This window comes from Mycobacterium sp. DL440, from assembly GCF_011745145.1.
GTDB lineage: Bacteria > Actinomycetota > Actinomycetes > Mycobacteriales > Mycobacteriaceae > Mycobacterium.
Map to the genome: position 1 here is coordinate 3,224,110 of NZ_CP050191.1, position 20,086 is coordinate 3,244,195.

The following is a 20,086-nucleotide window of genomic DNA, read 5'->3' on the forward strand; positions in this document are numbered from 1 at the left end:
TGAGTTGTCTACCCCCGGAGGCGCCATGTCTGACAGCGCCGTCACCCGTCGCAGCAAGGCCAAGTCCGACCGCCGCAGCCAACTGATCGCTGCCGCCGAACGGCTTGTGGCCGAACGCGGTTACCTTGCGGTACGCCTCGAGGACATCTGCTCGGCAGTCGGAATCTCCGGACCGGCCATCTATCGGCACTTCCCCAACAAAGAGGCGCTGCTGGTCGAACTGCTCGTCGGGATCAGTACCCGTCTGCTCGCCGGTGCACAGGAGGTGACCGCCCGGAGCACCCCGCCCGCCGACACCCTGAATGGCCTGGTGGACTTCCACCTCGACTTCGTCTTCGGCGAACCCGACCTGATCCGCATCCAGGACCGCGACCTGGGCCATCTGCCGGACGCCGCCAAGCGTCAGGTGCGGCGGTCCCAGCGGCAGTACGTGGAGATCTGGGTGGCGGTCCTGACCCAGCTCAACCCCGATCTGGCCGAGGACGACGCCCGCGTGATGGCACACGCTGCATTCGGCCTGCTGAACTCCACCCCCTACAGCGTGAGACCCGCTGTCCCCAAGACACATTCACGCGCCGTACTGCGCCGGATGACGCTGGCGGCGCTCACTGCCGACTAGCCGCCGAACGCCTTGGACAGCCAACGAGACGCGACATCGACCAGCACCGCGCGGTTCTCCCGTTTGACGATCTCGTGTCCGTCATCGTCGAAGATCAGCAGTTCGGCGGTGCGCCCGAGTTTCACCAGTGCCTCGTACATCTGCCGCGATTCATCGGGCAGCACATTGGTGTCGTGTCCGCCGTGCACCAGCAGCAACGGGGCGATGATTGCATCTGCCTTCGGCAATGGCGAAAGCCTTTCCAGCAGATCACGATCCGCCACCGGGTGGCCGTATTCGGGATAGGACGCTGCCGCGATCCACGGCTCGGTGGTGTGGTAGAAGCTGTTCAGGTCACTCATCCCGCAGATGCTGATACCGGCCACGAACAGCTGCGGGTGGAAGGCCAGCGCCGCCTGCGTCAGATAGCCGCCGTACGACCATCCGGTGCAGGCCAGCCGGTCGGCCGGCGCAATGCCCCGGTCAACCAGATACTTCGCACAATCGGCGACATCGTCGATCGCGGCGAACCGCAACTCCTTGTCGTCGGCGTGCACGAACGCCCGGCCAAATCCGCCCGAACCGCGCACATTCGGCGCCAACACCGCGAAACCCGCATCCAGCAGCGCCGGAAAGATCTCGTTGTATGCGGGCCGCGCCTGCCCCTCGGGACCGCCGTGCAGGAACATCACCGCGCCTATTACCGCCACAGGCGGTCGGTACAGCCACCCGGTGAGTTCCAACCCGTCGCGGGCGGTGATCCGTTCCAGCGTCGGCGCGTCGGTCAGCGGTCCCTGGCTGGGTTCGCGGTCGATCCGCTCCCATTCCAGCGAGCGCGGGTCGACGAGTTCGACGGTGCGTGGCAGCGACGGTCCCTGCACGGTCACCGCCACCATGGACCCACCCGCACTGATGCTCAGCTCGCCGGCGACCGGGCCGGGCAGCGCAATCGGCATCGACAACGTCTCGTCGGCATACTCCAGGACCTGCAACTCGCTGCGGCCGTCGATGTTCCACAACAACGCGATGGTAGACAGATCGTCGCTGACCACGAACTCGTCGAGCTCGTAGCCGGCCCGCTCGGCAACCACGTGGTAGGTCACGCCGTCGGCGGTGACCGTGACCTCCAGGAGCCGGGCGTGGGCGGCACCGTTGTCGCTGCGGACCAGCGCCCGAACAAAACCTTCGGTCCTGTTGGGCTCGTAGGTGCCGGCCGGGTGGTACAGCGTGGTCTCGCCGTCAAAACCACTGCGGAGCCGGCGCGGGGTGTGATCGTCGAGGATCACGCCGAAATCAGTGACCGAGCCGGGATCCGATGGCAGCAGCGCGATTTCGGTACGCCCCCACAGCATGATGAGCTCCTGGTAGCCACGCGGGCCGACCCGCACGAGCGAGGCTCCCGCCCACGCGTCCACCAGCCGGCCGCCCGAGCGCCGGTCGAGCACAAGAGTGTCCCCGGTGGCCGGGTCGATCAGGCAGGAGCTGCCGACGCCGTCCTCTCCGGTGAGGATCGCCGCGACCTGGGTGCCGTCCCAACTGATCAGTTCCGCGGTGCCCTCGGCGTCGGGCGGCCAATAGTCGATCCGACGCGCGTCCCGGTCGTCGGGATCGGTCGTCACCACCCAGATCTGGCTGCGGGTCCCGCCTTCGGGAGCCACCTCGCAGGCCAGCCAATGGCCGTCGGCGGAATGGATGACCTTCGTCACTGCACCCACCACGGGCAGTTCGACGTCGCGCGAGGAACTGGCCCGCCATCCACGCAGGAAGCGCTGCACCGCGCGCGGATAGCCGCCGTCGTCGACCAAGTGGGCAAAGGCCGTCGCATCCGGTGACAACGACGCGCCGTAGTTCACCCGCACATGCCGATCGGCGGCCACCTCGCGTCCTCCCGTCACGTCCGCAGTCCACTCCAGCATCTCTCACCGCGGCTCAATCGCTGGGACCTCGGCCGCAGCGGACTGAGCATCCGCACAGGTACCCTCGCAGCCATGAGGTGGGCATGACCGATTCACCACGCCGCGACGGGTCCGAACCGACCCAATCTTTCGGTAGCGGCTACCCCGTGGACTGTCCAGATCCGGCGTACTCGAACCAGCCGCCGTATCAGGGCGTCTACCCGGCTGTGCCCCAAGCGGTGCCGCCGGCTGGATCCTCGGTGCCGAACCCCACCCAACAGCTGCCGCCCTACTCTCCCTACGGGTACGACGCAGGCGCAACCGGGCATCCGCCAGGCACACCCGCCGGGCCGCCGGGTGCCCCCACCCCGCCCGAGCCCGATGGCCACGAACCCCGGCTCTGGCTGTGGATCCTGGCCGCGGTGGCGGTCCTGGTGGCCCTTGGCCTGGTCATCGCGTTGGTGATCGCCAACGGGTCGAGCCAGGAGACCGTGATCGCACCGCAACCGATCACCCCCCAGCCCAGCTTCAGCACGTCGCCGAAACCCCCCACCACGACCTCCCGCGCACCGCGGCCGATGCCGCCGCCCACCACCGCCCCGCCCTCGGAGACCGCTCCTGGGCCCACCGAGCCCGTCACCTACGAGGTCACCGGCGAGGGCCGGGCCATCAACATCACCTATCTGGATACCGGCAACATGCTCCAGACCGAGTTCAACGTCATGCTGCCGTGGAGTAAGCAGGTCGAACTGGCTCAGCCGGCGACCGAAACCGCCAGCGTGAGCGTCGTGAATTTCGGCCCAGAGGTGGCCTGCACCGTGACCGTCAACGGCGTACAGACCCAACATCGCACCGGCTCGGGAATCACGATCTGCGTCGGAACTGCCTGAGCCGTCGACGCACGCTGTCAGCTCGTTGAGACGGCGGGACCGGGCTGGCGTGCGGGCACCCGCACGGCGAGCATGCCCGCCAGCCCGACGACCAGCACCAGCACGATCCCGCCCATCCCGGCGCGGTCCGCGCCAAAGAAGTCGATGAACATGAAGAACAGCCACGGCGCCAGGAAGGACGCGGCGCGTCCGACGGTGGTGTAGAGCCCGAACGCCACACCTTCCTTGCCGTCCGCGGTGATCCGCAGCATCAGGTTGCGCGCCGCGGACAGCGTCGGCCCGATGAACAGGCACAGCAGCAGGCCACACACCCAGAAGGCCACCGGCCCCGACAGCGCCAACAGCGACAGCGCCACCACGATCAGGCAGACCAGCGACCCGACGATGACGGGTTTGGAACCCACCCGGTCATCGAGCATCCCGCCCACCACCGCACCGACCGCCGCGATCACACAGGCGCTCATCCCGAACAACAGCACGTCCGCCTGGGAGATGCCGTAGACGTTGACGCCGAGCACCGCGCCGAATGCGAAAACCCCGGCCAGTCCGTCGCGGAACACCGCGCTCGCCACCAGGTAGTAGACGACGTTGCGGTCGCGTTGCCACTCGCCGCGGATCTCGGCCCACAACTTGCGGTAGGCGCCGAAGAAACCGACGTGTTCGACCGGTTCGACGGCCGGCACGCGCGGAACCATCACGAATATCGGCAGTGCGAACAACACGAACCAGACCGCAGTGAGCAACATCACCGCCCGCACGTTCTGCCCGTCGGCGGTCGGGATGCCCAGCAGCCCACGGGTATCGCCGTCACCGGCGATGAACCCGACGTAGGCCAGCAGCAACAGCACGACGCTGCCCGCGTAGCCCAGGGCCAGGCCGAGCCCGGAGGTCCGCCCGGAGGTCTGAGGTGTGGACAGCTGTCGGAGCATGGCGTTGTAGGGCACGGTGGCCAGCTCGTTGCAGGCAGCTGTGCAGGCCAGCAGCACGAGCCCCGGCATCAGATAGCGGTGGTCGTCACGGATCAGGCTCATCGCCGCGGTAAACAGGACGGCCGCACCGGTCATCGCGGCAAGCACCCGACGCCGCCGATGCGGCGCATCGACCCAGATACCGGTGACCGGCGCCAGTAGGGCCACCGCGAGACCGGCGACCGTCATGGCCCGGCCCAGCCAGCTGGCCGGCGTGGTGTCTCCGGGGAGGTCCGCGCCGACGCTGCCAGTCAGGTACACCGAGAAGACGAATGTGACGACGATGGCGTTGAGGCCCGTCGCACCGCAGTCCCACAATGCCCACGCGAGCACCCTCGCCCGCCCGGGGTTAGTCATGACCGACACCCTATGGGTTCGGGCGCCTTCTAGGATTGGCCGCATGCCAGTACCCGCACCCAGTCCGGATGCCCGTGCCGTCGTCACCGGCGCCTCGCAGAACATCGGCGAAGCGTTGGCCACCGAACTCGCTGCCCGCGGCCACCACCTGATCATCACCGCGCGACGGGAGGATGTGCTGACGTCACTGGCGCAGCGCCTCACCGAGCGCTACGGCGTCACCGTCGAGGTGCGCGCCGTCGACCTCACCGACCCCACCGCCAGAGACGTCCTGTGCGACGAGCTGGCCCAGCGCGAGATCTCGATCCTGTGTGCCAATGCGGGCACCGCCACCTTCGGCCCGGTCATCGATCTCGATCCGGCCGGCGAGAAGGCACAGGTGCAACTCAACGTCCTCGGCGTGCACGATCTGGTGTTGGCGGTACTGCCGGGGATGGTCAAACGCGGATCCGGCGGCATCCTGACCTCCGGATCGGCGGCGGGCAACTCACCGATCCCCAACAACTCCACGTACGCGGCGTCCAAGGCGTTCGCCAACACGTTCAGCGAGTCGCTCCGCGGCGAGCTCAAGGGCGCCGGCGTGCACGTCACGGTGTTGGCGCCGGGCCCGGTGCGCACCGACCTGCCCGACGCGTCCGACCAGTCCCTGGTGGAGCGGTTGATCCCCGACTTCCTTTGGATCTCAACCGAATACACCGCCAAGCTGTCGCTCGACGGCCTGGAGAAGAACAAGATGCGGGTGGTGCCCGGGGTGACCTCCAAGGCCATGTCGATGGCCAGCGGCTATGCGCCGCGGGCCATCGTCACCCCGATTGTGGGCGCCGTCTACAAGAAGCTCGGCGGCGGCTAGAACTTCTTGCGCCGAAACCGCATTCCAGCAGAAGAACATCGAGTGGTGGCCTGCTGGAATGCCGTTTCGGCGGAAATCAGCGGCGGCGGCCCGTACCGAAAATGCTGCGGGTGATCTCGCGACCGAGGACGGTGCCCGCCGAGCGCATCGCGCTCTTGAACGCCGAGCTCTTGAGCACCTGCTCAAGCATGCCCGGTTCTGCCGGTTGCGCCGGGGCCGGCATCGCCTCGATCTCGCCTGAGGCCTCGACGCCGCCGAAGCCACCTGGATCCTCGGGCGACGGCGGCGGCGCGAGTTTCGCGGCCAGCCGCTCGTAGGCCGAATCCCCGTCCACGGTCTGGCCGTACGTCGCCTGCAGCGGGCTGGCCTTGGCGACCGCCGTGATCGCCTCGGTCCCGATGGTGTCCATCAACGACCGTGGCGCCCGCATCCTCGTCCAGGCCACCGGCGTCGGCGCACCTTTCTCCGAGAGCACCGTGACCACAGCCTCGCCGATCCCCAACGACGTCAGCGCCTTCTCCAGGTCGTAGACGTCGGTCTTCGGGTAGGTGCGCACCGTCTTCGACAGGGCCTTCTGATCGTCCGGGGTGAAGGCACGCAACGCGTGCTGCACCCGGGCACCCAACTGTGAGAGCACGTTGTTGGGCACATCGGTGGGCAGCTGGGTGCAGAAGAAAACACCGACGCCCTTCGAGCGGATCAGCTTGACGGTCTGCTCTACCTGTTCCAGGAACGCCTTGGATGCGTCGGTGAACAGCAGATGCGCCTCGTCGAAGATGAAGACCAACTTGGGCTTGTCGATGTCGCCGACCTCGGGCAGGGAGGTGAACAGATCGGCCAGCACCCACATCAGAAACGTGGAGAACATCACCGGCCGCGCGGCCTGCGAACCCAACTCCAGCAGGCTGATGATGCCGCGCCCCTGGGCGTCGGTGCGCAGCAGATCCTTGGGCTCCAGCTCCGGTTCACCGAAGAACGAATCGGCGCCCTCGGCCTCCAGATTGACCAGGGCCCGAAGGATGACGCCCGCCGTCGTGGTCGACACCGCGCCCAGCGCCTTGAGTTCGGCCTTGCCCTCATCGCTCGTGAGGAACTGGATCACCGAGCGAAGGTCCTTGATGTCCAGCAGGGGCAGGCCCTTCTGGTCGGCCCAATGGAAGATCAGGCCGAGCGTGGACTCCTGAGTGGTATTGAGGCCCAACACCTTCGACAGCAGGATCGGGCCGAAGCTGGTGATGGTGGCACGGACCGGTACCCCGATGCCCTCGGTGCCCAGCGACAGGAACTCCACCGGGAACGCCGTCGGTGTCCAGGTGTCGCCGGTGTCCTTGGCGCGCTGATCGGTCTTCTCGCCTGCCTCGCCGGACTTCGACAACCCCGACAGGTCGCCCTTCACGTCGGCCATCACCACCGGGACGCCGGCGGCCGAGAGCTGCTCGGCGATCACCTGCAGCGTCTTGGTCTTGCCGGTACCGGTGGCACCGGCAATCAACCCGTGCCGGTTGACCGTGGCCAGCGGGATGCGGACCTGTGCGCTCGGGTCGACGGTTCCGTCGACGACGACGGTGCCAAGCTCCAACGCCTGGCCTTCGACGGCGTAGCCGGCAGCAATCTGCTGCGCGGGGGTGGCTGTCGATTCGGTGGTCATGCCCCGGTCCTCCCAGTTTGCGCGAACGAGCCAATCGGGGACTGACACTACTTGTCAGGCGGCGCGCGCGGTGGGTGTGACTGCTCGTTGCCAGGTATGGGAATACTGTGGATCTTCGTGCGAGACGAACTGGTATGGATCGACTGCGAGATGACCGGCCTCGACCTCAAGTCCGATCGGCTGATCGAGATCGCGGTTCTGGTCACCGACGCTGACCTGAATATCCTCGGTGATGGCCTGGACGTGGTCATTCACACCGACGACGACGCGCTGTCGTCCATGGTCGACGTGGTCAAACAGATGCACACCCGGTCCGGGTTGACCGAAGAAGTCCGGGTGTCGACGGTCGATGTGGCCACCGCCGAAGAGATGGTGCTCGACTACATCCGCGAACACGTCAAGACAGCCAAGTCCGCTCCCCTTTGCGGCAACTCGATCGCGACCGACCGCGGCTTCATCACCCGCGACATGCCCAAACTCGACGATTACCTGCACTACCGGATGATCGACGTCAGCTCGATCAAGGAACTGTGCCGCCGCTGGTACCCCCGGATCTACTTCGGCCAGCCGGAGAAGGGCCTGGCACACCGCGCCCTGGCCGACATCCACGAGTCGATCCGCGAGCTCAAGTACTACCGCTCGACCGCGTTCGTCGCCCAGCCCGGTCCGTCTACCAGCGATATCGCCGCGATCGCGGCCGAGCTCGGCCCGCCGAAGGACGACGCGACCGGAACCGATTCGGCGCTAGGACACCCGAGCAGTTAGTATCTACGAGCCGCATATGCCGAAACGCAGCGCGGCGATGGTGGCTGTAGTTCAGTTGGTAGAGCACCAGGTTGTGATCCTGGCTGTCGCGGGTTCGAGTCCCGTCAGCCACCCCGAAATCGGGAACGCCGTCTGCGCAAGCAGACGGCGTTTCTGATTTCAGGCCCCTCCGGTTTCCGGTCGTTCAGGTCCCTCGTCAAGCTTCCCCAGGATTACTCCATCGATCGATCAGCTGGCCGGCGAACTCAAGCATCTGGTCCAGGCTGGGAAACATTGCGAAGGCATCCACGATCGCCTCATCAGCACCGGAGCCGGCTAAGCGCTCGAGTCTGCCGACAACCGAGTCGACGGACGTGCCCGGTTCGAGGTTGATCCGCATCGCCGTCTTCAGACCGTCAGGATCACGGCCGGCGTCGTGCGCCGCACGGCGCGCAACGGACCACAAGTGGTCGGTGACGTCGGCCTGCAACCCCTCGACCCCGAGCCAGCCGGTGCCGCTGCGGCCGACCCGGCGCATCGCTGCCTCACTGGCACCGCCGATCCAGATGGGCGGACCGCCAGCCTGGACCGGGCGCAGGTCCGCATGGACCGGTGGCAGCGAGAAGAACTCGCCATCCCAAGACACCGGCGTGGTCGTCCACCACTCGTGCAGGAACGCCAGCAGGTCATCGAGCATCGGACCGCGCCGACGCCAGTCCGCGCTGCGGGCGATGTCATGTTCGTCCTTCATCCACCCGATTCCCACGCCAACGTCGAGGCGGCCGTCGCTGAGCACGTCGAGCGTGGTCAGCAGCCGGGCCAGGTGCACCGGCTCGTAATAGAACGTGCTGAGCGTGCTGGCGTTCAGCCGTACCCGGCTGGTCGCCGTCGCGGCGACCGTCCACAGCAGGACCGGATCGAGGTACCGGGTCATCTGCGGCGGGTATGGCTGCTCCTTGCCCGGATACGTACTGTGCATTTCCACCGGCGTGACCAGGCGATCGCCGACCCACAGTGTGTCGTAGCCAAGGTCCTCGAGTCCTCGGCAGAACGCGCTCAGGCCAGCGGCGCTGCTGACCGCGGGCCCGACGATGGGAATTGCGAAACCAAGCTTCATCGCGAGAATCCTTTCGGTGATCCATCAACCATCATGTGGGCGCACGGCGCCTGTTCGTTTCCTGCTCGGACGGAGGCGGTGCGGCTCAGGCGGCAGCGGTGGCGCCGAGGGCGAAGTCGTAGTGCCCTACCCCGTGGCGCGCGAGGCCCATCACGACCAGGCCCGTTCCTTCCAGCCAGTGCGCCATGTTCAAGCCGCCGACGTCGAGCGGGCGCAACCCGAGACTCTCGGTGAACTCCGCCACGCCCGCCTTGGCGCGCGCATCGTCGCCGGCGATGAAGACGTCGAGCGTCCGGCCCTGGTTCAGGACAGCACCGAAGATGGTGTTGAACGCCTTCACCACACTGGCGCTGGCCGGGGCGGCCTTGGCAACTTCCTGCGCGATAGAGGTGTCGTCGGGTATGGCCAACCCGTCGGCCGTGGAATTGAAGGGGTTGCTGATGTCGACAATGACCTTGTCCGCGAGGGCGTCTCCGTACTGGGCGATGACCGGAACGACATTGGCGTACAACAGCGCCACGATGACGATGTCCCCGGCCGGGACGGCGCCGAACCGCCCCGTCGTGGTGCTGCCGCCGAGGGTCTTGGCCAGGTCAGCAGCCTTGGACTTATCACGGCCGATGATCTCAACCGTGTTGCCGCCCGCTACCGCCAGCGCGCCGATAGCGCGGGCCATATTCCCGGTGCCGATGATGCTGATGCTGCTCATGAGGTGTCCCGTCTGGAATTAGCGAATCGAAAAGGTTGACGAATCCACCTTAAGTCGAGTTTGGTGACACGTCAACCATTTGGGGTAGCATGGAGGTTGATGGAACCCAACTGGCTGAACCCTCGGGAAGACCGCGCCTGGCGGGCCTTCATGCACGCACATCATCAGCTCGTCGCGCAGTTGAACCGGGGCCTGCAGAAATCGGGCCTGTCCGGGGCCGACTACGAGGTCCTGGCGGCGCTCTCAGGTCACGACGGGGACCGCATGCCCGCCCACGCTCTGTGCAACGCACTGGGCTGGGAGAAAAGCCGTGTCTCCCACCAGGTCCGGCGCATGCAAACCGATGGGCTGATCTGCCGCGAGCCCAACCCCGACGACGCCCGCAGCACCATGGTCTGCCTGCTGCCGGCCGGCCGCGCCGCCATCGAGAAGGCGGCCCCCAGGCACGTGGCGGATGTCCGCCGGAACTTCATCGACCTGCTCACCCCGGCTGAGCTCGACATGCTCGCGGCCCTCAACGAACGAGTCCTGAGCCACCTGGCCAAAGACGCCGACTCCCCCGCCGAAGACGACCCCTCGTAACCTTCAGCAGCCGTGAGGATTTCAGCTCAGCCCGGACCTGGCGAGGCGCCCCTCACTCAGTCCTCGTGGCCCGGATCCCAGGTAGACGGCAACAGCGGCACCGCCGAGCCAGCATCAAACCCGGCGCCGGCCAACGTCGTCAATCCCGTCGTCGTCGCATCCGGCTTGTCCCGCACGCCGGAAAAGCCCAGTGGCCCCGCCCCGCGATCCGACGCCGTCGGCGGCGCCTCCGGTGCGGCACCTGGCTGCGGGTCAGCTTCGATATCCATGTACTCGTTGCCATGGCCGCGGTCCCGCATCCCGGCTCGTCGACGTCGGCGGGCCCGCGCCTCGCGGGCCGCCCCCCCGGCTGCGGCTGCGGCAGCACCAGGCTCGGACGCTTTCTTCTTGGCGCCGGCCGCGGCGGTGGACCGTGCTGCGGCTGGGACGCCGACGCCCGGCGCGCCGATCAGGTAGGGCGGGAAGAAGCCCGGCCCACCGCCCGGGGCAGCCGAAGGTGCCGGCCCGGAGGCGGCCGTTGCGGACGCCGACGCCCCTGCCGAAGGGCCCGCCGGAGCCGAGGGCGCCGTCGGAGCCGGTGAGCTGCTCGGAGCCGTCGGCGTGCTCCCGGCGGCCGGCCAGGTGCCAGAGTCGGCGCCGGCCGGAATCTCCGCGACACCGGATGCGGGCGGCTGGATTGCGGCCAGGCCGGTGATCGCCCATCCCAGGTTCGTAATCACGACGCTCAGCGCCGGCTGAATCAGGGCCGGGGACAATTGGACAACAACCTGCAGCAACTGGGCCGCATGGAAAGCCATGTCGGCCAACACCATCGGTAAATTGGTCAGCAGGGCAGCGGGGTCATTCAGCAGGTTGTCGATCAGTAGGTGAATGTTCTCCAGCTGCTCTTGACCGACTTCCAGCCACCACCGCGGGTCGAGTGGGCTCAGGTCTCCGTGGCCATGGTCGTCGTCATGGTCATGATCATGGTCATCGTCATGATCGTGGTCGTGCTCGTGATCGTGGTCGTCGTGCAGGATCCGCGGCGGCACGGGTGTGGGCGGGCTGGATGCCACCGCCGCCTCGGACACTCCTTGATAGACCGTCATCGTGGTGGCCGCCAGGATCCACATCCGCACGTAGTCGGCCTCGGTCAGCGCGATCGGAATGGTGTTGATTCCAAAGAAGTTGGTGGACACCAGCACCGCCTGCCGTGCATGGTTGGCGGCCAGCTCGGCCAGGGTGGGCATCACCGCCAATGCACTGGCATACGCGGCGGCGGCGGTTTCGTGCCGAACGGCGATCGCCGCAGTGTCGGTGCTGGCCTGGCGCAACCACGCCAGGTAGGGAAAATGTGCGGCGACGTACTGTTCCGCACTCGGACCTTGCCACGCCCCGGCTTGTACCGCACCCAATACTGCCGCGAGTTCTGTTGCCACCGTTGCATATTCGACGCTCAACAAGGACCACGCGCCGGCGGCTGCCAGCATCGGACCCTGACCTGGGCCGCCGGTCAGCGATGCAGAATGCACCTCCGGCGGCGAGGCCATCCATACGGCCATGAGAAACCCTCCTTGTAGACCGTCTACCCGAAGCGTCCAAGTTATTGAATACGATTGTCATTATCAATAAATCCATCGAAACTCATAGAAAAGCCGGCCGGAAGCAGCTTCAGGTTCTGCAAGGTGGCCACAGCGCCGGCCGAGGTCCATGTGACATGGCGCAGCAGCGGTCAATCCACTGACAGTCCACGCCGACGTTTGATCTCGGACGTCATGCGTCGGATGCGCGCGCAACTCGGCACAACAGATGGGGTCAAAGACCTTGTGACCGAACGGCCGTCACGACCGTGCAGGTATCCCAGCGACCGCAGTCATCGGCCGCGGGATTGAATTGCGGACTATTCCGCCGCGTCGGCCCGCGGCCGAATCCGCGGTGCCAGTTGCACGATCTCGGGTACCACGGTCGGGTTCTCGTAGGCGGTGGTCACCAGTGACACCAGGGTGTTGGCGACGTCGCGCAGGGCCGACATCCGGGCCGGCAGAGCGCCCTGCGCCACCCACGTCTTGACCAATTGGCCCAGCAGGTCGCGGTCCGCACCGCGCAGGATCTCAGTGTCGTCGGTGGGGCCGACGCCCACCCGTATCAGCGACAGCTCGGGATGCTCGATGCGCCAGGAGTTCAGGATTTCATCGAGAGCGGCCTTGCTCGAGCTGTAGGCCGCCACACCGGCCCGCGGACGGCCCACGTCATAGCTGGAGGCGACCAGCACGACACCGTTCTCGGACAGCCGCGGTGTCGCCGCACGCAGCACGTTGTTGGCGCCCAAGGTGTTGACGCTGAACGCGTGCAACCAGGTGGCCACGTCGGTGTCCTCGATGTAGGCGAACGGGATCACCGTGCTGGTGAACACCACGGCGTCCAGGCCGCCCAGCGCGTCCGCTGCGTCGTTGACCACGCGGCTGATGGCCGCGGAATCCTCGACGTCAAGTTCGTAAGCGAAGCCATCGATGGCCTCTGCCAGGGAATTCAGCAGGTCGATACGTCGCGCGGCCACGGCGACCTTGGCGCCGCGTTCGGTGGCACTGACCGCTACAGCGTGGCCGATACCCGACGAGGCACCGACGACGAGGAGACGCAGCCCGGCTGCATCGGCTCGCTGACCGCTCATGCTGGATCAACCTCCATGGTTCATCTCAAGGTGTTAGGTCACCCTTCGCTCGTCGGACATTACCGCGTGCGATGAGTTCTGGCCGCGCGGTGGGTCCACTTAAGAGAACGAGATTCTCCGAACAGCAATCAGGAGCCCTTCATGACGACAGGAAAACCTCCGATAGTCGACCAGCAGGCCTGGCGCACCGCGCTCGACGAATTGCGGCGCCGGGAGAAGGCCGCCACCCGGGAACTGGACGCGATCGCTGCGGCACGACGGCGGCTACCGATGGTGCAGTTGCCGGAGTACACGCTCATTGGTGCCGACGGGCCGGTGCAGCTGACCGGCGTATTCGACGGGCACTCACAATTGATCACCTACCACCACATGTGGACCGACGGCGCGGACTGGCAGTGCGGCGGCTGCACGGGCTTCACCTCGCAGTTCACCCGACTCGACTTCCTCGACAACTATGACGCCCGCTTCGTCATCGTCACCAACGGTCCGATCGAAGACGCGCTGGCCTACCGCGACAAGGTCGGCAACCGCATGGAGTGGTACTCGTCGTCGGAGAGTTCATTCGGCACCGACGTCGACGCCGCCCCGAGCGGCGGTTTCGCGGTCAACGTATTTCTGCGGGACGGCGAAACCGTGTACCGCACCTGGCACACCAATGGCCGTGGCACCGAACAACTCAGCCACTCCTTCGCCCTCATCGACCTGTTGCCCTACGGGCGGCAGGAGCAGTGGCTCGATTCCCCCGAGGGGTGGCCGTCACGGCCGACATACTCGGGCTGGCTGGACAGCCCGGACGTCGCCCGCCTGTATGGAAAGGAAAACGCATGAGTGAGCAGAGCACGGTCGACAAGGAGCGCTACGTCGTCACCCGCACCATCTCAGCCTCCCCGGCGGAGGTGTTCGCCGTCCTGGCCGACCCGGCCCGCCACTGCGACACCGAGCCCGGCGACTGGGTGCGCGACGCGATCGATCCCCAGCCGATCACCGGGACCGGCCAGATCTTCGCGATCAACATGTTCCTGCCGGCCGCCGGCGGCCACTACGTCATGCACAACCTGGTGACCGACTTCGACCAAGACCGCACCATCGAATGGTTGCCCGGTCAGCTGGACAAAGACGGCCACCATGCCCCGGGCGGTTGGTCGTGGCGCTACGACCTGGCCCCCAACGGCGAGCAGACCGACGTCACTATCACCTACGACTGGACCGACACCCCGCAGAGCTTCCGCGACCAGATCGGCGGGATGCCACCGTTCGGCACCGACTTCATCGCCGAATCGCTTGCCGCTCTGGACCGTTCGGTGAGGTAGCGGTCAGGCCGGGACCCGGTCCAGGAACCCCAGCACGGTCTGGATGCGGCCTTGATCGTCGGTGGTCAGTACATCGAATCCGAGGATCACCGGTTCGGCGTCCCGCAGGCCCAGACCCCACTGGAACCGCGCCTGGCGGTGATGCACATCAGGCTCGCTGACGAGCGTGAACACATATCCCGGGAACTGAGTGTGGACGGCCGCGATCGCCCCGGAGATCTCGTCGTGACCGCTCACCTCGGCGAGGGGGTCGGTGTAGCTGGCCCCACGCGTCCAGTGCTGCTCGAGCAAGGCCTGTCGATCGGCGGCGGGGACGGCATTCCAGGTCTTCAGGTATGCGGAGACGGTATCGGCAACATCGACCATGTCTGAACCTCTTTCACGGTATTGAACTGGGACATAACCAGATTCACCGCTACGAGACGATGTGTCGATTACCGCTGGGGTAACCGGGGCAGGAGTCAGGTGGCGGCGTTGCCGGTGCGCCACTGATCCCATGGGATGTTCCAGTCCCCCAGGCCCTCGGTGCCCGGCAATACCGAGCCCACCGTGTTGACGACCTCCACGATGTCGCCCCGTTTGGTGTTCTCGTAGAACCAGCGGGCGTTGGACGTACTGACATTCAGGCATCCGTGGCTGACATTGCTGTAACCCTGGCTGCCGACCGACCACGGGGCGCCGTGCACATAGATACCGCTGTAGGACATCTGGGTCGCGAAGTCGACTTCGGTGCGATAGCCGTTGGGCGAGTTGACCGGCACCCCGTAGGTCGACGAATCCATCACCAGATGGTCGAAGCGGTCGCCGACGATGTAAACCCCGTTGTTGGTCGGAGAACTGTTCTTACCCATGGAGATCGGCATGGCCTTGACGACCTCGCCGTTACGCCGAATGGTCAGAGTCTTGGTGGTGTCATCGGCAGAGGCGATCACCTCGTCGCCGATCGTGAAGTGGGTGGACACGTCGCCCTGGCCGAACAATCCGTCACCCAACGCGACGCCATAGGTGTTGACGGTCACGTCCACCGAGGTGCCGGGCTTCCAGTATTTGGCTGGGCGCCAGCGCACTTCGCGGTTGTTGAGCCAGTAGAACGCACCCTCGACCGGCGGATTGGTCTTGACGGTGATGGCACGCTGGGCGGCCAGGCGGTCGGAGATGTTCTCGTCGAAGCGGATTGCCACCGGCTGACCCACCCCGACCACTTCCCCGTCGTTCGGCAGGAGGTAAGGCATCGTCAGGTTGGCCGGCGAGTGCGTCTCGAACCGCAGCCTGCGGTTGGCGACGCCACCGAGTCCCAGCGACTGCGCGTTGAGGGTGTACTGCTCGTTGTAGTCGAGCGGGTCGGTGGTCGACCACGTCAACCCGTCAGCACTCAACTTCCCTGCGACGCCGGCACCCTCTTCATTGGTCATGCTGACCCCACCGAGCACACCGTTCTCAGCGCTCACCGTGACCGGCGCGTCGACGGTTACCCCGACGGCGCCATCGGTCACCGAGGCGTTCACCCTGGGCACCAACAAATCGCCGTAAGGAGTGCCCTTGTCGGTGATCACCGGCGGCGTCCCCTGTGGGTCTTCGCCCCCGCACGCCGTCAGGCCCAACATCATCGCCGGCACCATGGCAACCACCGCTCGCCGGAACACACCCCGATTTGGACGGGTCGCCGTCTGGGCCTGCCCCATGTTGTCCCACCCCTCACACGGTCGATAGCAAATCTTGGCAATAGTCTAAGTGTTCCGCCGGGATCGGGCCGACCTCAACGTGGCCCCAGGCCCATCACCAGCGGATTTCACTGTTGAGTGAAACTCCTGTTATTGTCTCTCACGCGCGCCGTTAGCTCAGTTGGTAGAGCAGCTGACTCTTAATCAGCGGGTCCGGGGTTCGAAACCCTGACGGCGCACCAACCAAAAACCCTGCCTCGGCAGGGTTTTTGCGTTTCAGGGTTTCAGAGTTACTGGGACCGTGCACCTATCAGGCTCGGTACCGTTCGGCCAGTCTGTCACCGATGCTGGATTCCGCCTCTTCCAACAACATCTCTACGGCACCGGCCAGATGCGCGGCGGCATAGCCGTGATCCCGGTGTTGTTCGCTCTTGAATCGGTCGAGCTCCCTGCGTAGATCGCCCAGGGTTTCATCACTCACATACGCCATACGGCTACCTCCAGTCGGTGTGACCACGGCCCACATCGCCATAGGAGGTTCGACATGAGCCATCGGGTGTTGTCAGCGAATCCCGACGATGAGTTCGTCGGGATTCGCTCTACCGGCGATAGCCCATGCAGCGATCCTGGCAAACGGAAAATAAGTTAGCTGCAACGCAATACCCCCTTGTCACGCGATCGTTCCATGTTGCGGTCGGGATCTAGACCCAAGCCCGCCTCCCCAATCACGACACGACGTCGACCTTAGCTGGACACCTATGCACTAGCAACCGGTTCGACGAGAAAGGGCCGTTCCCGCCCTGCTATGCAGCAGATTTCAGCTACCGCTCACATTCGACGCCGAGTTGCGCAGGGCACGGGCGACTGCCAGACAGAGACATGTTTGCCAATCGTTTTTCCCACGAAATCAGCGTGGATCAGGGCAGAGGAGCCGACGGCGCGCCGCGCGACGCCAACACGCCAGCAAACTTTTCAGCGAATCGCGTCAATTTCGCCCGACGCTACGTGGCCACTTTCATCCACCACCACGGGCACCCATCGAATTTGCGGTGAGCGGTCCGGGAAACTGCGAGAATCCCGTCGACAACATACGTCGATAATGTGCTGATAACCGTGACGTAACACGACTAGTCATGACAGGGTCAAATTGTTGACGTAGTCGTAAGTTACTGAATAGAATCCAGCTTCAGCGCTTCCGCTGGTCAGACGGCAGAAACCGTGTTAATGTCAAGTTAGCTGATTTATTACGATCCGGGACCGTGTGGCGATTGCGCCAAGATGAGGGGTGTTAGCTGATGGCTACCACAGGTGGCGCCGCTCCCGCAGCCGCATCAACCGCCGCATTTGTTGCTGCGAACCAGCCTGTGATGGTGTACACCTGCAACCGACTGGGTCGCGTCGCCAATCCCCCGAGTTTCTCGTTGGCGGACTGGCTCCTGTTCCGCCGCCGCTGAGCGGCGTATCCAGGCACAGCCGCTGAGCGGCGAATCACCGCAGGGCATCCACGGCGCCCTGCGAATCGACTCAGCGCCGCTTGATCCGTCGCACGACGACGAACACAACCAGTACTCCTGCACCGGCCAATGACGCCGTCACCACAGGCTTCTTGATAAAGCCGACCACCGCCGACTTGAAATCGTCGGCCAGACGCTGGGGGTTGGCCCGCTCGGCCAGGGAGTCGACAGTCACCGCCAGCTGATCGCGAGCCTGATCGATGTCCCGCTTGATGTTCTCCGGGTCCCGGTTCGCCATTGTTTGCTCCTCCAAGCCGCTCCATGTCGTGCTGCCCTGCCGCACTACCCTAGATCAGCCGGCACCGTGACAACGGAACCGGTCGACAAGAAGGGATACCTAACACATGCCGGCAACCCCGCGCCTCGAGGTGGGAGACACCGCCCCGGCTTTCAGCCTGCCCGACGCCGACGGCAACGTCGTCAAACTCTCCGACTACAAGGGCCGCAAGGTCATCGTGTACTTCTACCCCGCCGCATCCACGCCCGGATGCACCAAGCAGGCGTGCGATTTCCGTGACAGCCTCGCCGAACTCAATGGCGCCGGCCTGGACGTCGTGGGCATCTCCCCCGACAAGCCGGAGAAGCTGGCCAAGTTCCGCGACAAGGAGGAGCTCACCTTCCCGTTGCTGTCCGATCCCTCCCGCGAGGTACTGACAGCCTGGGGTGCCTTCGGCGAAAAGACCATGTACGGCAAGACCGTTCAGGGCGTGATCCGCTCCACCTTCCTGGTCGACGAGTTGGGCAAGATCGCCGTCGCGCAGTACAACGTGCGGGCCACCGGTCACGTCGCCAAGTTGCGCCGCGACCTCTCGGTCTAACGGGCCAGCGCTTCGAGCAGGAGCGCCTCGGCCGTCGCCGCTTTCTGCAGCACGCCCAGGTGCAGGCTTTCGTTCACGCTGTGCGCCTGCGTGCCGGGGTCCTCTACACCGGTCACCAGAATCGTCGCGGCCGGGAAGGCGTCGGCGAATTCGGCGATGAACGGGATCGAGCCGCCCATGCCCATGTCCACCGGATCGGTACCCCAGGCGGTGCGGAACGCGGAACGAGCCGCGTCGTACACCGCCCCCGAGGCGTCGATCGCGTAGGGCTGACCAACGTCGCCCGGGGTGACAGTGACCTGGGCGCCCCAGGGCGCATGGGCTTCGAGGTGACGGGTCAACGCCTCCAGATGCGCGTGAGCGTCGCCGCCGGGCGCGACCCGCATGCTGATCTTGGCGCGGGCACGCGGGATCAGGGTGTTCGACGACTTGTCGATGGGTGTGGTGTCGATGCCGATGACGGTGATGGCGGGCTTCGCCCACATGCGTTGCACCACTGAGCCGGAGCCGATTTCGGACACGCCGTCCAACAGACCGGATTCCTGGCGGACCCAGTGCGCGCCGCGGTCCACGTCGGCCGCCGTCGCTTCGTGCAAACCGGTCACCGCGACGTTGCCGTCGTCGTCGTGCAGGCTGGCCAGCAACCGCACCAACACGCTCAACGCGTCCGGCACCACCCCGCCCCACAGGCCCGAGTGCAGGCCGTGGTCCAGGGTGGCCACTTCGACCACACAATCGGCCAGGCCACGCAGGGTCACGGTCAACGCCGGGATCTCGGTGCTCCAGTTGTCGGAGTCGGCGATGACGATGACGTCGGCCGCCAGCGCGTCATGGTGGGCACCGAGCAGGGCGCCCAATGAGGGCGATCCGGATTCCTCCTCGCCCTCGACGAAAACCGTCACACCTACCGGCGGCTTGCCGTCGAAGGCGCGTATCGCGGCCAGATGTGTTGCGATACCGGCCTTGTCGTCGGCGGTGCCCCGGCCATAGAGCCGGCCGTCACGCTCGGTCGGCTCGAACGGCGCGGAGTTCCACTGAGCCGGGTCCCCTTCGGGTTGCACGTCGTGGTGTGCGTACAGCAGCACCGTCGGCGCCCCCGCGGGTGGCGGGTAGTGCGCGATGACGGCGGGCGCACCACCCTCGCTGACGATGCGAACGTCGGGAAAACCTGCGTCGGACAACAGCTTTGCGACCGCCTCGGCGCTGCGGTGCACTTCGTCCCGGCGCGCCGGGTCGGCCCACACCGATTGGATACGGACCAGATCCTCCAGATCCGACCGCACCGACGGCAACACCTGCTGCACCCGCGCCACCACGTCACTCATGGTGACGACACTAGCCGCACCGTCGAGAGAGCTAGGGCTCCTCGATGATCGCCACCGCGGCGGCGGTGTCGGCCTCGTGGGTGAGCGAGACATGAATGGTCACGCTCTCAAGGTGCTTGGCGATCTCACCGGACAGCCGCACCTTGGGCCGACCCCACATGTCGGTGACCACCTCGATGTCGCGGTGGATGCCCTCCGGCAGGGCCGGCCGCTTGGAGAACCGCGAGCTCGACCAGGCCTTGATCACGGCTTCCTTGGCCGCCCACCGGGCCGCCAGGTGCCGGGCCGCCGACGAACTCTTGTCCGCGGCGTCCCGGCGCTCACCCGGCGTGAACGTCTCGGCGAACACGGTTCCCGGCCGGTCCACCTGCTCGGCGAAATCAGGTATGGAAACCAGATCGATGCCTACGCCCACAATCGCCATGGAAGCGAACCTAGCTCACCTCTGTC

At 65.9% G+C, this 20,086-nt stretch carries 21 protein-coding genes and 2 tRNA genes; 10 read left to right on the top strand and 13 right to left on the bottom strand.

The window, feature by feature from the left end; genetic code table 11:
* The first annotated feature begins 25 nt into the window (after positions 1-25).
* Complete coding sequence (locus tag HBE63_RS15510; protein WP_166905528.1) at positions 26-619, top strand: TetR/AcrR family transcriptional regulator; 594 nt, start codon at positions 26-28, stop codon at positions 617-619.
* Here the strand turns inward: HBE63_RS15510 and HBE63_RS15515 are convergent.
* Complete coding sequence (locus HBE63_RS15515) at positions 616-2,514, bottom strand: alpha/beta hydrolase family protein (protein ID WP_371814756.1); 1,899 nt, start codon at positions 2,512-2,514, stop codon at positions 616-618. The two genes, HBE63_RS15510 and HBE63_RS15515, sit on opposite strands and share 4 nt — an antisense overlap.
* Positions 2,515-2,597: 83 nt before the next feature.
* On the opposite strand from HBE63_RS15515, the gene HBE63_RS15520 reads away from it, so the two are divergent.
* Positions 2,598-3,383 (top strand): MmpS family transport accessory protein, encoded by a 786-nt coding sequence (locus HBE63_RS15520; protein WP_166905529.1) that lies wholly within the window; start codon positions 2,598-2,600, stop codon positions 3,381-3,383.
* 17 nt (positions 3,384-3,400) lie between these two features.
* Here HBE63_RS15520 and HBE63_RS15525 read toward each other — a convergent pair whose 3' ends face one another.
* Positions 3,401-4,708, bottom strand: a complete 1,308-nt coding sequence (locus HBE63_RS15525; RefSeq protein ID WP_166905530.1) for an MFS transporter — start codon at positions 4,706-4,708, stop codon at positions 3,401-3,403.
* 43 nt (positions 4,709-4,751) lie between these two features.
* Here HBE63_RS15525 and cmrA point away from each other — a divergent pair, with 43 nt between their 5' ends.
* Positions 4,752-5,558, top strand: coding sequence for a mycolate reductase (gene cmrA, locus HBE63_RS15530; protein WP_166905531.1), 807 nt, complete (start codon positions 4,752-4,754; stop codon positions 5,556-5,558).
* Positions 5,559-5,634: 76 nt separating this feature from the next.
* Here cmrA and HBE63_RS15535 read toward each other — a convergent pair whose 3' ends face one another.
* On the bottom strand, positions 5,635-7,206 hold the full coding sequence (locus tag HBE63_RS15535) for a helicase HerA-like domain-containing protein (protein WP_166905532.1): 1,572 nt from the start codon (positions 7,204-7,206) through the stop codon (positions 5,635-5,637).
* 117 nt (positions 7,207-7,323) lie between these two features.
* Here HBE63_RS15535 and orn point away from each other — a divergent pair, with 117 nt between their 5' ends.
* Both orn and HBE63_RS15545 read left to right on the top strand, forming a co-directional pair.
* Positions 7,324-7,971 (top strand): oligoribonuclease, encoded by a 648-nt coding sequence (gene orn / locus HBE63_RS15540; protein ID WP_166905533.1) that lies wholly within the window; start codon positions 7,324-7,326, stop codon positions 7,969-7,971.
* A gap of 40 nt (positions 7,972-8,011) precedes the next feature.
* A tRNA-His gene (locus HBE63_RS15545) sits at positions 8,012-8,084 on the top strand.
* A gap of 83 nt (positions 8,085-8,167) precedes the next feature.
* On the opposite strand, the gene HBE63_RS15550 is transcribed toward HBE63_RS15545, so the two are convergent.
* Together HBE63_RS15550 and HBE63_RS15555 are read right to left on the bottom strand one after the other, a co-directional pair.
* The gene (locus HBE63_RS15550) at positions 8,168-9,067 is read right to left on the bottom strand and encodes a TIGR03619 family F420-dependent LLM class oxidoreductase (RefSeq protein ID WP_166905534.1); all 900 of its coding nucleotides are present in this window, start codon (positions 9,065-9,067) and stop codon (positions 8,168-8,170) included.
* 85 nt (positions 9,068-9,152) lie between these two features.
* On the bottom strand, positions 9,153-9,776 hold the full coding sequence (locus HBE63_RS15555; protein WP_166905535.1) for an NADPH-dependent F420 reductase: 624 nt from the start codon (positions 9,774-9,776) through the stop codon (positions 9,153-9,155).
* Between the two features lie 99 nt (positions 9,777-9,875).
* Between HBE63_RS15555 and HBE63_RS15560 the strand changes: the two genes are divergently transcribed.
* Positions 9,876-10,358, top strand: coding sequence for a MarR family winged helix-turn-helix transcriptional regulator (locus HBE63_RS15560; RefSeq protein WP_166905536.1), 483 nt, complete (start codon positions 9,876-9,878; stop codon positions 10,356-10,358).
* Between the two features lie 56 nt (positions 10,359-10,414).
* On the opposite strand, the gene HBE63_RS15565 is transcribed toward HBE63_RS15560, so the two are convergent.
* Both HBE63_RS15565 and HBE63_RS15570 read right to left on the bottom strand, forming a co-directional pair.
* A complete protein-coding gene (locus HBE63_RS15565) occupies positions 10,415-11,899 on the bottom strand; it encodes a PPE domain-containing protein (RefSeq protein ID WP_166905537.1) in 1,485 nt (494 codons plus the stop codon).
* A gap of 338 nt (positions 11,900-12,237) precedes the next feature.
* The gene (locus HBE63_RS15570; RefSeq protein WP_166905538.1) at positions 12,238-13,008 is read right to left on the bottom strand and encodes an SDR family oxidoreductase; all 771 of its coding nucleotides are present in this window, start codon (positions 13,006-13,008) and stop codon (positions 12,238-12,240) included.
* Between the two features lie 141 nt (positions 13,009-13,149).
* Here HBE63_RS15570 and HBE63_RS15575 point away from each other — a divergent pair, with 141 nt between their 5' ends.
* Both HBE63_RS15575 and HBE63_RS15580 read left to right on the top strand, forming a co-directional pair.
* A complete protein-coding gene (locus tag HBE63_RS15575; protein WP_166905539.1) occupies positions 13,150-13,836 on the top strand; it encodes a DUF899 family protein in 687 nt (228 codons plus the stop codon).
* A complete protein-coding gene (locus HBE63_RS15580; protein WP_166905540.1) occupies positions 13,833-14,318 on the top strand; it encodes an ATPase in 486 nt (161 codons plus the stop codon). The genes HBE63_RS15575 and HBE63_RS15580 overlap by 4 nt, the downstream gene beginning before the upstream one ends.
* 3 nt (positions 14,319-14,321) lie before the next feature.
* Here HBE63_RS15580 and HBE63_RS15585 read toward each other — a convergent pair whose 3' ends face one another.
* Both HBE63_RS15585 and HBE63_RS15590 read right to left on the bottom strand, forming a co-directional pair.
* Complete coding sequence (locus HBE63_RS15585; RefSeq protein ID WP_208301140.1) at positions 14,322-14,684, bottom strand: nuclear transport factor 2 family protein; 363 nt, start codon at positions 14,682-14,684, stop codon at positions 14,322-14,324.
* A 95-nt stretch (positions 14,685-14,779) separates the two neighbouring features.
* On the bottom strand, positions 14,780-16,000 hold the full coding sequence (locus HBE63_RS15590; protein ID WP_166905541.1) for an Ig-like domain-containing protein: 1,221 nt from the start codon (positions 15,998-16,000) through the stop codon (positions 14,780-14,782).
* A 145-nt stretch (positions 16,001-16,145) separates the two neighbouring features.
* On the opposite strand from HBE63_RS15590, the gene HBE63_RS15595 reads away from it, so the two are divergent.
* Positions 16,146-16,221: transfer RNA gene (locus HBE63_RS15595), tRNA-Lys, on the top strand.
* Between the two features lie 68 nt (positions 16,222-16,289).
* Here HBE63_RS15595 and HBE63_RS15600 read toward each other — a convergent pair.
* Together HBE63_RS15600 and HBE63_RS15605 are read right to left on the bottom strand one after the other, a co-directional pair.
* Positions 16,290-16,469 (bottom strand): hypothetical protein, encoded by a 180-nt coding sequence (locus HBE63_RS15600; RefSeq protein WP_166905542.1) that lies wholly within the window; start codon positions 16,467-16,469, stop codon positions 16,290-16,292.
* Positions 16,470-17,503: 1,034 nt separating this feature from the next.
* On the bottom strand, positions 17,504-17,731 hold the full coding sequence (locus HBE63_RS15605; protein WP_166905543.1) for a DUF3618 domain-containing protein: 228 nt from the start codon (positions 17,729-17,731) through the stop codon (positions 17,504-17,506).
* A gap of 106 nt (positions 17,732-17,837) precedes the next feature.
* Between HBE63_RS15605 and bcp the strand changes: the two genes are divergently transcribed.
* Positions 17,838-18,311, top strand: coding sequence for a thioredoxin-dependent thiol peroxidase (bcp, locus tag HBE63_RS15610; protein WP_166905544.1), 474 nt, complete (start codon positions 17,838-17,840; stop codon positions 18,309-18,311).
* On the opposite strand, the gene HBE63_RS15615 is transcribed toward bcp, so the two are convergent.
* Together HBE63_RS15615 and HBE63_RS15620 are read right to left on the bottom strand one after the other, a co-directional pair.
* The gene (locus tag HBE63_RS15615) at positions 18,308-19,729 is read right to left on the bottom strand and encodes a dipeptidase (RefSeq protein WP_166905545.1); all 1,422 of its coding nucleotides are present in this window, start codon (positions 19,727-19,729) and stop codon (positions 18,308-18,310) included. The genes bcp and HBE63_RS15615 overlap by 4 nt on opposite strands.
* Positions 19,668-20,060, bottom strand: coding sequence for a holo-ACP synthase (locus HBE63_RS15620; protein ID WP_044522422.1), 393 nt, complete (start codon positions 20,058-20,060; stop codon positions 19,668-19,670). Before HBE63_RS15620 ends, HBE63_RS15615 begins: the two co-directional genes overlap by 62 nt.
* Positions 20,061-20,086 lie beyond the last annotated feature (26 nt).